The following is a 15,457-nucleotide window of genomic DNA, read 5'->3' as shown; positions in this document are numbered from 1 at the left end:
AATAACAGGTGACAAATGTCATATTAGCTTAGATGGATAAGCAATTGTTCCTTTGAGAGGATGCCCAATAGAAATAAAAAGCACAGGATCTGCTCCTGTGCTAAAGGTATTAATATTTTTTCCAGTTAGTTGATCAATTCAACACTCTGCGAACCACACCGCTGAAATGTGACTGCCAGTATGGATTGCTCATGCTGACAACGGCAACTCCCGTACTATCCTGGGATCCAATAAAGCGGCCGCCGCCAAGATATATCCCAACATGGCCGTTCGTTTTGTAGGTGTCAAAAAAGATTAAATCGCCTGGTTTTGCCTGAGAATAGCTTACGGGAGTTCCTGTACTGACAAGAGCGTCCGTGGTTCGTCCGACCCCTATGCCATTAGCCGCAAAAGCTGCGTGAACGAATCCCGAGCAATCAAACTGACCTGTGGATGGATTTGCCGCTCCAAAAACATAGCTCGAACGGCCGATAAACCGATTTCCATAATTGAGAATTCCAGAAATGCCACCTGTCGCGGCTGAAGCGGAAATATTGAATGATGGAGCGGCTGGGGCAGAGCTTGTATCACTGCTCCCCGACTGACTGGAGCTTGAACCAGAATTGCTGACGCTTGAGGATGGCGAATAGGATGTCAGGCTCACGTTCTGTGCTGCCTGTGCAATGTTAGCAGCTGCACCCGCGAGGGCTGTCAATCGAAGAGATACATTTTTTTGTTTTCCTGCTAAAGCATCTACCGCTATTTTCCTCTGTTTCTGAAGTGTTTCGACATCAGCCAGATTCTTCTTCAGTTTCTCCAGCCTTGCAACGTTAGCCGCCTGCTTGCTCTCAACACTTTTTTTCTTTTGGCTTACAGCAATCTGATCATTATTTTGCTGTGTTATTATTTTCTGATCCTGTGAAGTAATTGTATAGAGTGCCTTAGTCCGATCCAGAAAATCTCCGAAATTTTTTGATCCAAGAAGAACTTCAAGAAAATTTACAGAACCACCGTTTTTATAGATAGAAACAAGACGTTCGTTAAGAAGCGCTTTTCGTTCAGCGATCCTTTTCTTGATCACACTGATTTCAGACTTAAGAGCCTGAATAGTGTCATTTGTCTGGTTATACTCAGTCTGGCCCTTGCTTATTTCACCGGTAAGTTGCAGCTGTTTCTTATTCATAGACTGAAGATCAGCTTGCAGCGCACGTTGCTGGGCACTTAGCTGAGCGCTTATTGATTGCTGCGCAGATCTTTGCCTATTTATTTGGTCAAGTGATGTGTTTGCATATGTAACATTCGGTAATACAGAAGTATATGTCAGGCCGGCCGTCAGAGCTATTGTTACTGCTACGTTCTTCTTATTCATTTTCATGATCAGCGTTTGTCCTCCCCAAGACATTCGTTATCTTTCTCTGTATTCCTGATTCTGATTAATTGGTAATATCGATGTTAATCGAGATTATACTCAAACAATCGACTTTTTTATTATAGCATCAGCCTTTTTTGACAGATATTAAGCTTATATTTCGCCATGATACAAAAATGTAACATTAATAAATAAAACCTTTTTTTAAGGGGAAAACATCTGTAACAAGATTGTAATTTATGATATTTTAAAGAATTCTTTCAATTCTGTTTTCTATTGGGCGGCATAGGACAAAACGAAGCAAACATAAGTTAGGGAAGAAACGGGGGTGATTTTACATGCTGGTTCTCGCGGGAACGCTGATTATCTTTACAGTATTTCTTAATCAGCTCAGAGAAAAACCGCTCACAGGAAGATTGTATCGGCAGCCGGTGGCCTTGCTTCTGTACGCGGCCTGCGCTCTTTCCTTTATGGCTTCTGTTACTCCCGCCGATTGGTGCATGATTGTAGTGTCACTCACCCTATCATTCGCTCTCGGAATGATTCAGGGACGCTTCACACCACTCGTGAATCATGACGGGGCATGGTATGTTTCTGGTTCGGCAATGGCCGTCCTTGTCTGGTTTCTGTCAATCCCGATCCGTTATTTAATGAGAATCTTATTCGTAGACTGGTTGTCACTGGCATCATCACTAAATGATTCATCAAGTTTTATTATCTATTTTATTTTCATCGCCGGCCTCCTGCTCGGACGGTATTCCATGCTGTTTTTCAGGTATCCGTCACTCGTTGGACAGATTGGCCGTAATGAACAGCGACTGAAGCGACAGCAGGCCCATTAAACTAAGCATGCAAAAAAAGCCCCCGGGGGCTTTTTTCATTTTTAAGCTCTGGGCCGTGTCATTTCTTCCGGCTTTATATACTGATCAAATTGTTCTGGGGTCAGAAGTTTCAGTTTCACTGCGGCCTCTTTCAGACTCAGACCTTCACGATACGCCGTTTTTGATATTTTCGCGGCTTTCTCATACCCAATATAAGGATTAAGGGCGGTAACAAGCATCAGTGAGCGCTGAAGATTCTCAGCAATCTTTCCGCGTTCCGGTTGGATGCCTACGGCGCAATGGTCGTTGAAGGACCGCATGACGTCAGCAAGCAATCGGGCAGACTGAAGAAAGTTATAGCCGATGACCGGTTTAAACACATTAAGTTCAAAATTCCCCTGACTGGCCGCAATTCCTATAGCCGCGTCATTCCCCATAATCTGTACGGCGACCATCGTTACTGCTTCACATTGGGTTGGATTCACTTTACCCGGCATGATCGAGCTTCCTGGTTCATTCGCAGGAATAGTCAGCTCTCCAATACCACACCGTGGGCCGCTCGCAAGCCACCGCACATCATTGGCAATCTTCATCAGATCAGCTGCCAGCGCTTTTAAAGCGCCATGTACAGTCACAATCTGATCGTGGCTCGTCAGCGCCTGAAATTTATTCTCAGACGTTTGAAAATTCTCACCGGTGATTTCACTGATTTTCTCGGCAGCCCTTTTTCCAAACTCAGGATGCGCATTCAGACCCGTTCCAACAGCAGTCCCGCCGATTGCCAGATCTCTTAAATAGCCGCTGCATTCCTGAATCATGACTCTTGATCGTTCAAGCATGTATGCCCAGCCGCTTATTTCCTGACCCAGTGTCAGAGGCGTTGCATCCTGCAGGTGTGTTCTCCCTATTTTCACAATGTCTTTGAATTGTTCGGACTTTTTCTTCAGCGTTGTTTCCAGCAGACCAAGCGACGGAAGGATCTGCTTCTCGACAGCAAGCAACGCGGCAATATGCAGCGCGGTGGGATACGTATCATTTGAACTTTGAGATTTATTGACATCATCATTAGGATGGACGCGTAGATCCGACCCCTCCTCTTCTAATAATTGATTGGCGCGGTTCGCGATGACCTCGTTTACATTCATGTTTGATTGCGTGCCGCTTCCTGTCTGCCAGACCATTAATGGAAATTCCTCATCCCATCTGCCTGAAATGATTTCATCAGCGACCCGGGCAATAACCGACGCTTTGAGCGCGTCCAGTTTTCCCAGTTCCCTATTCGCGAGCGCAGCGCCTTTTTTCAGGATGGCAAAAGCTCTAACAATTTCAAGAGGCATCTTCTCCCACCCGATATGAAAATTATTTCTGCTTCTTTCGGTCTGTGCTGCCCAAAGTCTGTTCGCGGGCACTCTCACTTCGCCCATTGTATCGTGCTCCACACGAAATTCCATCGCGCTCATCCTTTCTAAGGTCCATCGTTCAAATGAGTATTGTTCTGAATTCGTTTTCACTACTATTATAGCTATTTATCAATCTGAATATAAAGTTTTTCTCCGTGCATCAGATCATAGTTGCATAACCCTTGTTGGTTTGTCTATTATAGTAAAAGAAAGTGGGGGAGTTTTATTGCAGGCAGTCAGACGTTTGCTCGTGATCAGTGATATGCATGGCCAAATTGATGCATTTAACGCCTTGCTTGAGAAAGCATCGTTTAATGAAACGGAAGATCTTCTTTTCCTTTTGGGAGATTATATCGACAGGGGGCAGAATCCCAGAGCGGTTGTCGCCAAGGCCCGTGAGCTGGAAAAAAAAGGGGCGATTGTCCTCAAAGGAAATCACGAGGCCATGATGGAACAAGCTCTGATCGGTCGAAAACCTGAATCCGTTGCCCATTGGGCCGCAAACGGCGGCGCAAATACGCTGTCAAGCTACGGACTGGATTTTGAAACTGTTTATCATAACATTGAAAGCGACAGTCTGAAGCTTCCCGATGAACTGAATGACGATCTGTTATGGATTAAGCGGCTGAATGTATATGCCCAGACAGAACATTATATCTTTGTTCACGCAGGCGTTGATCCTGATAAAAAGCTTGAAGACACGGATGAAGAAACTCTATTATGGATCAGGGAGCCTTTTTTCACAGCTTACCGAGGTGACAAAACCGTAATTTTCGGTCATACGCCAACGGTGAACCTTCAGCCTTCTCCCGATATTTATTTTGGAGATAACAATATTATCGGCATCGATGGAGGTTGTGTATTCGGCGGACGGCTTAACTGCCTTGAACTCCCGTCAAAAGCAACTTACTTTGTGTGAAAAAAGCTCTTCCGGAAGAAAACACTTTCCGGAAGAGCTTTTAAACATCACGATCAGAACAGCTTTCAGCTGAAAGGTTCTTCATCTTTTTTAACCAAGTCTGAAGCTGTCTGTTTTACTTTATCAATTCCATTCGCAACCAGTTCTTTGATGTGCAGATCCTTCCGGATTTCTTCACCGGACTTCGGAGCAAGAAGTAACGCTGCTGCCGCTCCGATTAATCCGCCAATGACTCCGCCAATAAAAAGTTCTTTAGCCCCAACAGAGCCGCATGTTTTTTCGCACTTCTCAGTACCCATCTTCTTTACCTCCCTGGATTTACAACAAATATGCTGAATCGTTTTCATGAAAATCTGAATTCAGGTAGCCTACTTAAGTAGAATTCCTGAACTGTGAGACATGATTATCCATAGTATATCAATAACAGAAGTACTCGTCTAACAAACGGTCGAAATCTGTTGAGATAGTACGAAATGAGAATAATTCAGTATTTGATCAGCGTGTACTTTTTCTTTCCTCGGCGGATAATAATGTATCGTCCATCAATTCTGTCCTGCTCGGTCAGCACATCGTCAAGTTGAGTTCTGCGCGCGCCGTTCACATAGATTGCGCCATTTCCGATATCTTCCCGTGCCTGCCGTTTTGATGAAGCGACACCCGCCTCGACAATCAGGTCAACAAGTTTGACCGGCTCTTTGGAAGGTGCGTCAAAAGTTGGAAAAGCTCTGAAACCTTGACGAATTTCAGCGGCTGTAAGTTGGGAAACATCACCACTGAACAGTGCATCGGTTATCTTCTCAGCTTCGGTCAACGCATTCTCACCATGAACCAATTTGGTCATTTCACGCGCGAGCGTTTTTTGGGCCTTTCTCTCCTCCGGATGATTCCTGACTTCATCCGCAAGTACCTCAATTTCATCCCTGGAAAGGAAAGTAAAGTATTTCAAGTAATTCACAACATCGTCGTCTGAAGCATTGATCCAGAACTGGTACCACTCGTATGGCGTTGTTTTCTCGGGATCCAGCCAGATCGCTCCGCCCATCGATTTACCGAATTTCGTGCCATCACTCTTTGTGATCAGCGGAAATGTCAGACCGAATGCCGGTTTTTCATGACCTTTCCTCCGTATTAATTCAAGACCGGCTGTAATGTTCCCCCATTGATCACTGCCGCCGATTTCCAGTGTACAGCCTTGATTTTCGTACAGATTCAAATAATCAAATGACTGAAGCAGCATGTAGGAGAATTCGGTAAAAGATATGCCTGCCTCCATCCGTGATTGAACGGATTCCTTCGAAAGCATGTAATTTAGTGGAAAATGTTTTCCGACGTCCCGCAAAAATTCAATGGTGGACAACTTGCCCAGCCACTGGCTGTTATTGAGATAGGTTGCCGTCCCGTGATCAAAGTCGAGAAAACGTGAGAGCTGTGTCTTCAAGCTCTCAGAAAAACCGTCCACCACTTCTTTTGTATTCAGCTGCCGTTCGGTTGAACGCCCGCTCGGATCACCGATCATTCCTGTACCGCCACCTACCAGTGCAATCGGATGATGTCCGGTTTTTTGAAGGCGCATCATAATAACAATAATCAAAAGATTCCCGGCATGAAGGCTGCTCGCTGTCGGATCAAATCCACAGTAAAAAGTCACAGGCTTTTTAAGTGCTTCCCTTAAGCCCTCTTCATCAGTCACCTGGTTGATCAGGCCGCGATATTTCAAATCATCAAGAATATCCATTTTATCCTCACCTTTTTTGTCAGCTAAAAAAAAACAAAATAAAAAAAGCCCTCCGAAAAGGAGCGCTTTTACGCACGGTACCATCCTTCTGGCCGCATGTGCAGCCGCTTGATTCAATTAACGACATCTCGATGCCGTCCTCTGCTACTTAGATTCACAGAAGAAACTCGGGGAGGTAATTCGCAATAAGCTGCCTGCTGCCGTCTCGCACCATCCGCCGGCTCTCTGAAATACTGACACAGCTGCTACTGAATCCCGTCATTGTTGATCATCATATGGGTGTAACTGTTATTTTGCCACGTTTTTCATTAAGTGTCAAACCACTTGAAAAATCCTGAAATGTCGTTACTTATCACCCAAAAAATAACCCTGTCACGGACACAAACGTAAACATGGCGGCCATTTAATGATACACTAGGAATAGATGAATTAAGATCAAGCATTGAAGGAGTTGCAATAACTTTGATTACAATGGATGATATTATACGCGAAGGAAATCCGGTTCTCAGGCAGGTCGCAAAAGAAGTATCCCTGCCTGCGACAGATGAAGAGAAAAACAAACTCAGAGAAATGCTGAAATTTTTAAAGAACAGCCAGGATGAAGAAACCGCTGAAAAATATCATCTTCGCGCAGGAATTGGACTTGCCGCACCCCAGCTTGCTATCAGCAAGCGGATGATCGCCATTTTTATGGATGATGATGATGGCAAGCACTACGAATACATGCTTTTCAATCCGAAAATCATCAGTGAGTCTGTGGAAAATACTTATCTCGAAGGTGGAGAAGGCTGCCTTTCCGTTGACCGAGAAGTGTCTGGCTATGTTCCGCGTCATGCGCGGATTAAAGTCAAAGCTTTTGACATTGAAGGAAAGCCTGTAACACTTCGGCTGAAAGGGTACCCGGCAATTGCTGTTCAGCACGAAATCGATCATTTGAACGGGATTTTGTTCTTTGACCATATCAATAAAGAAGACCCCTTTAAGATCCCGGATCATGTGGCACAGCAGGAAGAGCATTGAATGTTACTGCCAGATTCAGTTATTAAAAAAAGGTAATGTTTAAATTCACTGTTGAATTTGTCGCTCCATTGATTGGGGCGGAAGGTGCGCAGGCTTCTGGAGCGAAAAAACAACAGACACGTTTAACAAAGCCAATGAAAAAAGGGAGGACCTGCCATCGGTCCTCCATTTTTATTCATGTTTCATTTCATTATCCAGCGGAAACCTGAATATCGCCGCCTTTTTCGTCTACTGTCATCAACTTGGCTTGATTATTATCAAGCAGCAGATCGGATATCTTATCTTCTACCTGTTCTTCAAGCACTCGGCGAAGCGGGCGGGCGCCAAATTCAGGATTGTATCCCAGCTCCGCCAGTTTCTTTTTAGCTGAATCGGTAACCGTCAGCTTAAGCCCCTGTTTTCCGGCTGCCGATTCGATATCGTTCAACATCAGGTCAACGATGGACATCAGATCATCCTTTGTCAGAGCATTGAACTTGACAATGGCGTCAAATCGGTTAAGAAACTCCGGCTGGAAGTAATTTTCGAGCTGCTTAATCATATCCTCGCGGCTGCTGTCCGAGCCAAAGCCGACTCTCGCGGTTCCCTTGCTGATGCCTGCGTTGCTCGTCATAATGATGACTGTATCCTTGAAGCTGACGGTTCTGCCCTGGCTGTCGGTCAGACGCCCGTCATCCAGAATCTGCAGGAAGATGTGCATCACATCAGGATGCGCCTTCTCAACTTCATCAAGCAGGATAATACTATAAGGTTTGCGGCGGACTTTTTCAGTCAGCTGTCCGGCTTCATCGTGTCCGACATATCCCGGAGGCGCACCGATCAGTTTGGACACCGAGTGCTTCTCCATATATTCACTCATGTCAAGACGGATCATCGCTTCCCGGTCTCCGAACATTTCATAAGCCAGTGTTTTCGCCAGTTCCGTCTTGCCAACGCCTGTCGGTCCGACAAAAAGAAACGAGCCAATTGGCCGGGTCGTTTTTCTGAAACCCGTACGATTTCGTCTGATGGCCCGGGCTACTTTTTCTACAGCTTCCTTCTGACCAATGACTTTCGCATTGAGACGATCTGCCAAGTTACGCATCTTATTCTGTTCGTCACTTTGCAATTTGCGGACCGGTATGCCTGTGCGCGTCTCAACGATTTGCTGAATCAGATCCGATTCGACGATTGCTTCCTTCTCGGTTACAGGCGGTTCTGAGCCGTTCGCTTTAATTTTCTCCAACTGTTCAAGCTGTTTCTGATAAGCATGCTCCTGATCACGGAGTCTCGCCGCCTGTTCGAATTGTTCATTCTTCGTTGCTTTAGCTTTTGCGGCTGAGATTTCCTCAATCTTCTTTCTCACGCTTTCAGTATCAACTGGTGTCAGGCTCAGATTCATTTTCGAGCCTGCCTCATCCATCAGATCGATTGCTTTATCCGGCAGGAAACGGTCCTGAATATAGCGAGAAGACAGGGCAACACAGGCTTGGATCGCATCATCCGTATAATGAACGTGATGGTATTTTTCATATTTCGACTGGATGCCCTTCAGGATTCTAATGGTCTGTTCCTGAGTAGGCTCGTTAACAATAATTGGCTGGAATCGGCGTTCCAATGCCGCATCTTTTTCAATTTTGCGGTATTCTTTCAGGGTCGTCGCGCCCATGATCTGCAATTCACCACGGGCGAGCGCAGGTTTCAGAATGTTGCCCGCGTCCATCGAACCGCCTTCAGCAGATCCGGCACCGACAAGCAAATGGACTTCATCTATAAAGACAATGACATTTTTACGTTTTTCCAGTTCTGTCATCATCTGTTTCATACGCTGTTCAAATTGTCCCCGAATACCTGTTCCAGCAACGAGTGACGAAACGTCAATCAAAAAAATTTCCTTGTTGGCCAGTTTTGCGGGAACCTTGCCTTCCACAATTTTCAGCGCCAGTCCTTCTGCTATAGCCGTCTTTCCGACCCCCGGTTCACCAATCAGGACGGGGTTGTTCTTGTTTCTTCGGTTCAGCGTCTCAATGACCAGCTGCACTTCACGGTCACGTCCGATTACAGGATCGATTTTTCCCTTTCTCGCCTCTTCAGTCAGGTTGCGTCCGAGCGATTCCAGGAAACCGCCGCGGCGGCCACCCCTGCCTCCCATTGGCTGTCCTTGGGCGCCGTCAAACGACATTCCGTTCTCTTGTGCCTTATTTTCCTTGTCTGCGTATGAAGGTTGCATCAGGCTTCTAAAAAGATCATCAAAAGGTGATCCGCCGACCTGGAAAAAAGACGACATATTTAAATTATTTCTCATTTTTGAATAGCATTCTTCGCATAAATGAAGATGCTTTTGCTGTCCGTTTACGATAACATTCATTTCGATAGATGCGGGATTAACCTTGCATTCATCACAAAGCATGGGATCATGCCTCCTTATGGTTTATTCCAAGAATCATAATGATCATTGATTAATTTGACCATCTTTGACCTTATGCTTTTATTATAGTCTGACCTTTTTTGACTTTCAAGTATCTGAGCGCAAAATAAAAAAATTTTTTAAAGTTAATTCCCAGGATCAAATGAAAAAAAACTCTGCCGAACTTTATTTCGGCAGAGGACAACTTCCTTCGCAAATAAATCTCTTTGCTTTTTGTTTTATTAAACGTATCTGTTGTTTTTCGCTCCAAGTGCTCGCTTTCCGTGAGCCTCCTCGCTCGGTACCCTTGCTGTGAGGCCAAAAGACTCGCTGATCCCGCAGGAGTCCCGCGCCTTCCGCTCCAACAAACGGAGGGGCTAAAACAACATCGAATTTAAACACAGCCCTTTATTTAACAATCATAACCGGGCAATTAGCCAGATGCAAAACTTTGTTGCTGACGCTCCCAAGAATAACTTGTCCAAAGGCCCCCATACCACGGTTGCCCATAACAATCAGGTCTTTTTTTGTATCATTGGCAAAATCACAGATTTCCTGTGCAGCAATGCCATATAGGTGTTTTTTCTTGAATGTTACGTTTGTGTGCTCCGACGCTTTTTCAATAATGTCATCGAGCATCTGATTGCCTTCTTTTTCCTCGACTTCCTTAACATCCGCATCGAGTGACGGGCCAACCATTGAATAGAAAGGAAAATAGACAGGAGACGGACTTACATAAATCAATGTGATCTCGACATCTTTCTTCCCTTCGGCAATTGCAACAGCCTGATCGACTGCACGCAGCGCTGGAGCAGATCCGTCAACAGGTACAAGAATTTCATACATGCTCACCACCAACCTTCCTGACAATAATGATTACCATCAATCTTCCTTACACTCTTACTATACCACTTTTTGAAAGAAAGTAAGCGTTTTATTTTCAGAAAAAAGAAACATTTATTGAACATTTTTTTACAGCTTCCTTGTCAAACAGGTTCATGACGATTGATGGTTAAAAACGCGATTAACGACTCTTTCTGAAGCATGGCCGTCCTCAAGATCGCAGAACTGATCAAAAAACGGAACAAAATTGCTGCCGACCGCAAAACCGGTGTCTTCAATATCCCGTATAGACTTTATGACCTGGCCGGTCGTTCTAACAATAGGGCCTGGTGCCATTCTTTCGAAGTCAAAGTAGAAACCGCGCAAATGATTTTTATAGGATTCAAGATCATATGTAAAAAAAATCATCGGTCGTTTCAGGTTTGCATAATCAAAGAAAACGGATGAATAGTCTGTGATGAGGAGATCACTGATGAGATAAAGTTCTCTAATATCCTCATGACGGGAAAAATCATAGGCAAACCCTCTATATCCGGACAGATCCAGTTGATCGGCGATCAGATAATGCAGCCGTATAATGATTAAATAGTCCTTACCGAGCGCCGCTCTCATTTGTTTCAGATCAAGATCAAGCTTGAATTTATACTTCCCTTTTGTGTAGAACTGGTCATCTCGCCATGTCGGCGCATAGAGAATAATTTTCTTGTCTTTCGGAAGGCCACACCTTTCCTTGATCTGTTCAATCGTCTCATGATCATTCGCCCGGTAAAGAAAGTCATTGCGCGGATAGCCTGTTTCGATCATCGAGCCATTAAAGCCAAATGCCCGGGTGAAAATCTCTGAAGAATATCGATTAGGGGAGACCAGATAATCCCACATGCCTGATTCCTTCACAAAATTTTTCTTGTATTGTTCAACGGTCGTTCCGCCAAGAAAATATTCCTCGGTGTCCAGAGCCAGTTTCTTTAAAGGAGTTCCATGCCATGTCTGTAGATATATAGTATGCGCCGGTTTGTGGAACCACTTCGGAAAACGGATATTCGTCACCCAATATCCTGCCCGGCACATCAAAAGCACCCAATGCAAAGAATAGCGTCTGACATACGGCACCTGGTGTGCATCAAAAATTTTTTCGTAACCGCGTTCAGAGATCCAGATCAGCCGATATTCAGGACAATGGTTCTTCATATGTTCATAAATTGCCCGGGGATTGCAACTGTACTGTCTTCCGAAAAAGCTTTCGAAGATAACCAGTTTATGATCTGCCGGAAGTTTGCCGAAAAACCAGAATAATAATCGATAGGCATTCTGAACCAGCCAAATTGCCATATTGCTTATCATCGTATGGAGTAACCGAAGGATCTTCTTTTTTTTTCGCATGAATGGCTATATTCCCTTTCTGGTAGCTGCTCAGATTACCGCAGTCCGCAACTTTTAATCACATACTGGACAACATTTCTGCTGGAAAAGCCCTTGGAATATCGGTTCCATTGAGACGAAAATGCAGCGACTTGCTTCATATCGAATGAATTATGCCGGATCAACTTGATCAAATCAGTAGTTGAGAAAGCGACAGGTCCTGGTACCCAATCCATGTAATCTGCCTGAAAGCCCCTTTCCCTTCCGTATTCTTTCAGATCGTAAGGAAAGAAAATCATCGGCTTATTTAAAAGGGAATATTCAACTGGAATAGATGAGTAGTCCGTCACAAGAATATCACTGATTAAGAGTAGCTGATTAATATCGGAATATGAGGAACAGTCGAAAGCAAAGCCCTGATCCTGATCAGGAATCACGAAACCGTCCCGGACAGCCGGGTGAAGCCTGAGGAGAAGGACATATTCTGCGCCTAATTCATTTTTCATCTGATCGATGTCAAGGTGAAGCTGGTTGGTATTCCGTTCATTGTCCCTGTATGTCGGAGCGTAAAGGATCTTCCTTTTTGAAGCAAACGGACCATCGATAAAAGTCTGCACTTCAGAAGCCAGTCCATATTGCTCATCACTTCCCGACTGAGACATAGCCGTCATATCATGAAAGACTGGATCCTCTGCTTTCAGGTGATAAAAGAAATCTGTTCTTGGAATCCCTGTCCGAAGAATTCGATCATCAGTAATCCCAAAAGAACGTTTAAATATTTCTGCCATAATATCGGAACCAACGATTACTTTATCGAAGCGCTGATACACTTGAGCAAAACGCCGGTTTGCCCCTCTTGTCCTCATGCTTATAGATTTGTCCTCAAGTCCGAACGTTTTGAGCGCCCCCGCTGCATGCCAGATCTGAATGCATTGAACCTCTTTGCGAAACTTAACAACCGAAAGAAAGCCGAAATAATTATCGACAAATACGGTTTTCGATGTAGCAAGGTGATAAGCGGATCGTGCCATGTCCAAAAAACCAGATGTCTCAAAAGGAATGACTGTCCCTTTTCCCCCTGAAAAATCGGCAATGCATTTTCCTCTGCACAGAAAAACAAGTTCCGTTTTTAACTGTTCTTTTTCAAACTCATGGGCAAGATATTTCGTGTTCTCACTGAACGAAACAACAAAAGAAACTTTTTCCTTTTGAGGAAAAAGCTTCGCTAGTACGAACAGGATCTTGAATAAATAAAGATAGGCGCTGACCAACCATTCTCTAATCATTTTTGACAGAAAAAAGATCCTGTTTGATTTTAGTTGTCGAAATACCAACCGTACGGGGCAGATAAACCACTTCACAGTAATCTTTCAAGAAGTCAAACTTCCCCTTCCAGTCATCGCCCATGACAAATACATCAACATCATACTTTTTGACATCGTCGATCTTCTGCTCCCAATTATTTTCAGGGATCACGAGATCAACATAACGGACTGCTTCGAGTATCAGTTTTCTGTGGTCATAATTGTGATAAGCTTCTTTATGCTTCAAGGCATTGAACTCGTCCGTAGACAGTCCGACAATCAGATAATCGCCAAGCTCTTTGGCACGTTTCAGCAAGTTAATATGACCATAGTGGAGCAGATCAAATGTGCCGTATGTTAAGACTTTTTTCATTAATTATCTCTCCCGGTTTTCTTTAATTCTCAGAAAGCAGATACTCCATTAAGTGAAATCTCTTCAGAATTCATGATAATAAAAAATCTCTGTCTGAAATTAACTATTACATAATTATAATTCCTAGTGTTTCGAATTTCAATTGGCTCTGATGTCCTCAATACACAAGGTGAATCTAATCCCTCTTTTTCGCATCCGTGAAAACTTTATTCCCTAACAATATATAATTTTCCGCTTCCGCCAGATTTTGCGCGGATTATTTTATCCCTTTTCCCTATGTTTTGAAGAAGATCTTTTTCCCCTAATTTGCCTGCTACTATAAATGAACGGCTAAGCCCTCCTGCGTTGATTTCGCCCCGGATCGTATAAGTCCCTGATGAGAGATCTTCAAAAGGATGCCGATCAAATGGAATTCGCACCACAAATGCCGACCAATCATAATGATAGACCAGATCGAAGTGAGGCTTTCGTATTCTTCCGGATATCGCCGCCCTGACAGTATTAATTCTGGATTTTTTTAATTGTGTTAGAGAGATAGGGATACACTCACCCGTCGCCTCATTGATCAGGGAAAACTTCATTGTGACATCTTTTTTGCGCAGCACATCGATCTTCTCAATAAAACCAGAACCCTTAACAACCAGCTCATTATGGTCCCAGAAAATCTTCTTTGTCCGTTGCACTACTTTTAGATTGTTCTCAATCTGAAGAAAAGATTTAGGAACAAGATCATGAAAAGGAAGATCGTCGTAATAATGCCCATCCGCTCTCCCGATAATTCTCCGTCTGCGGAAATCAGCTGTTTTCTGAAAATTAATGAGCCGGAAAAGTTTTTCTTTATCCTGTTCTTTAACGAAATAATACTTCATACGGTCGATGGGCTGCAAACGGAGCAGAACCTTCTCCGGAACTTCCCTCAGATATTCAGTCACATAGTGTAATAAGTAATCGGCGTATGCAGAATCCGCAGCGGGCAACTTATTCATATAAAGTAAAAAGTCTGTACTTAACAATTTATAATCCTTGGCTTCACAGAGCTCCCCGGTGATCATCTGATCCTCAAAAAAGTTATTCAGCATATCGATAGCTTTTAATCGGTCACGAAGGTTGCTGATATCTGTCCTGCTCTGAGTGATCGAATGATCTCCGAAGCTTCTGAACCTCCAGGCGTAGACTACATCTTCGAGGACATCGACTGTTGTCGCCAGGTAATGTGCCGGAAAAGTTATCGGAATATCTTCATAAAGCATTTTTTCTGGAAAGCTAAAATGATTAGCTTTCCAGAATGACGTTCTGAACAGTTTATTCCAAGCTGTCGTGTCATAAATTAATTCATGATCGCGAGTAACATGGGTCTTCAGTTTGGTTCCGCTGAATACTTTTTGATGTAAAACTGAGGGAAATTTCTTATAGGCATTAAAACGGATGACATTTCCGATCACCAGATCGGAATGGGTCAGTTCAGCCGTTGAATACATCTTCTCGTATGCGGCCGGTTCAACAAAATCATCAGAGTCAACAAAAGCTATGTATCTCCCCTTAGCAAATGTCACACCGAAATTTCTCGCCTGCCCGAGACCTCCGTTCGTTTTATCGAAGGCGTAGAAATTGCTGAATTTAGCCGCATACTGGTGCATGATTTCACCGCTGCGATCTGTCGAGCCATCATTAACCAGAATGACCTCTATGTCTTTAAGTGTTTGACTGGCTAAAGAATCCAGACACTTTTTCAGATATTTTTCAACATTATATATAGGAACGATAACACTGATTTTTGGAGCTGAACTCATAATCAATCATTCACTTTCCTCTTTTTTTGAAGGGATCGACTGAGATTATGCATGACACTTGAGGCAACCTGTCCCTTGCTGCTATCGATTATTTTAAAGAAACATGGACACTTTGACAATGTATCCACACAAATCAATCACCTTGACAACAAACTATAC

General features: G+C 43.8%; 13 protein-coding genes and 1 other annotated feature. Of the genes, 3 read left to right on the top strand and 10 right to left on the bottom strand.

The window, feature by feature from the left end; genetic code table 11:
* Positions 1–133 precede the first annotated feature (133 nt).
* Positions 134–1,354: a C40 family peptidase gene (locus E4665_RS00235; protein WP_135346787.1), complete on the bottom strand. Its 1,221-nt coding sequence runs from the start codon at positions 1,352–1,354 to the stop codon at positions 134–136.
* Between the two features lie 332 nt (positions 1,355–1,686).
* Here E4665_RS00235 and E4665_RS00230 point away from each other — a divergent pair, with 332 nt between their 5' ends.
* The gene (locus E4665_RS00230; protein WP_135346786.1) at positions 1,687–2,190 is read left to right on the top strand and encodes a hypothetical protein; all 504 of its coding nucleotides are present in this window, start codon (positions 1,687–1,689) and stop codon (positions 2,188–2,190) included.
* A gap of 41 nt (positions 2,191–2,231) precedes the next feature.
* On the opposite strand, the gene fumC is transcribed toward E4665_RS00230, so the two are convergent.
* Positions 2,232–3,620: a class II fumarate hydratase gene (gene fumC, locus E4665_RS00225; protein WP_135346785.1), complete on the bottom strand. Its 1,389-nt coding sequence runs from the start codon at positions 3,618–3,620 to the stop codon at positions 2,232–2,234.
* A 175-nt stretch (positions 3,621–3,795) separates the two neighbouring features.
* On the opposite strand from fumC, the gene E4665_RS00220 reads away from it, so the two are divergent.
* A complete protein-coding gene (locus E4665_RS00220) occupies positions 3,796–4,488 on the top strand; it encodes a metallophosphoesterase family protein (RefSeq protein WP_135346784.1) in 693 nt (230 codons plus the stop codon).
* 65 nt (positions 4,489–4,553) lie between these two features.
* On the opposite strand, the gene E4665_RS00215 is transcribed toward E4665_RS00220, so the two are convergent.
* Together E4665_RS00215 and tyrS are read right to left on the bottom strand one after the other, a co-directional pair.
* On the bottom strand, positions 4,554–4,787 hold the full coding sequence (locus E4665_RS00215; protein WP_135346783.1) for a YtxH domain-containing protein: 234 nt from the start codon (positions 4,785–4,787) through the stop codon (positions 4,554–4,556).
* A 185-nt stretch (positions 4,788–4,972) separates the two neighbouring features.
* On the bottom strand, positions 4,973–6,223 hold the full coding sequence (gene tyrS / locus E4665_RS00210; protein WP_135346782.1) for a tyrosine--tRNA ligase: 1,251 nt from the start codon (positions 6,221–6,223) through the stop codon (positions 4,973–4,975).
* A 55-nt stretch (positions 6,224–6,278) separates the two neighbouring features.
* Positions 6,279–6,494, bottom strand: a binding site (T-box leader).
* Positions 6,495–6,685: 191 nt separating this feature from the next.
* Between tyrS and def the strand changes: the two genes are divergently transcribed.
* Complete coding sequence (def, locus tag E4665_RS00205) at positions 6,686–7,243, top strand: peptide deformylase (RefSeq protein ID WP_135346781.1); 558 nt, start codon at positions 6,686–6,688, stop codon at positions 7,241–7,243.
* A 190-nt stretch (positions 7,244–7,433) separates the two neighbouring features.
* Here the strand turns inward: def and E4665_RS00200 are convergent, their stop codons facing one another.
* From E4665_RS00200 to E4665_RS00175, 6 genes are all read right to left on the bottom strand, one after another.
* On the bottom strand, positions 7,434–9,632 hold the full coding sequence (locus E4665_RS00200; protein ID WP_135346780.1) for an ATP-dependent Clp protease ATP-binding subunit: 2,199 nt from the start codon (positions 9,630–9,632) through the stop codon (positions 7,434–7,436).
* A 405-nt stretch (positions 9,633–10,037) separates the two neighbouring features.
* On the bottom strand, positions 10,038–10,475 hold the full coding sequence (locus E4665_RS00195; protein WP_135347105.1) for a universal stress protein: 438 nt from the start codon (positions 10,473–10,475) through the stop codon (positions 10,038–10,040).
* Between the two features lie 150 nt (positions 10,476–10,625).
* Complete coding sequence (locus E4665_RS00190) at positions 10,626–11,801, bottom strand: CDP-glycerol glycerophosphotransferase family protein (RefSeq protein ID WP_277752196.1); 1,176 nt, start codon at positions 11,799–11,801, stop codon at positions 10,626–10,628.
* Positions 11,802–11,887: 86 nt separating this feature from the next.
* A complete protein-coding gene (locus E4665_RS00185; RefSeq protein ID WP_241654568.1) occupies positions 11,888–13,102 on the bottom strand; it encodes a CDP-glycerol glycerophosphotransferase family protein in 1,215 nt (404 codons plus the stop codon).
* Between the two features lie 7 nt (positions 13,103–13,109).
* Positions 13,110–13,508: a glycerol-3-phosphate cytidylyltransferase gene (gene tagD, locus E4665_RS00180; RefSeq protein WP_135346777.1), complete on the bottom strand. Its 399-nt coding sequence runs from the start codon at positions 13,506–13,508 to the stop codon at positions 13,110–13,112.
* A gap of 206 nt (positions 13,509–13,714) precedes the next feature.
* Positions 13,715–15,298 (bottom strand): glycosyltransferase, encoded by a 1,584-nt coding sequence (locus E4665_RS00175; RefSeq protein WP_241654597.1) that lies wholly within the window; start codon positions 15,296–15,298, stop codon positions 13,715–13,717.
* Positions 15,299–15,457: the final 159 nt, after the last annotated feature.

The sequence above is a fragment of the Sporolactobacillus shoreae genome, assembly GCF_004684935.1.
GTDB lineage: Bacteria > Bacillota > Bacilli > Bacillales > Sporolactobacillaceae > Sporolactobacillus > Sporolactobacillus shoreae.
Note: the sequence above shows the minus strand (reverse complement) of the source record. Positions and strands in the feature narration are given on the sequence as shown.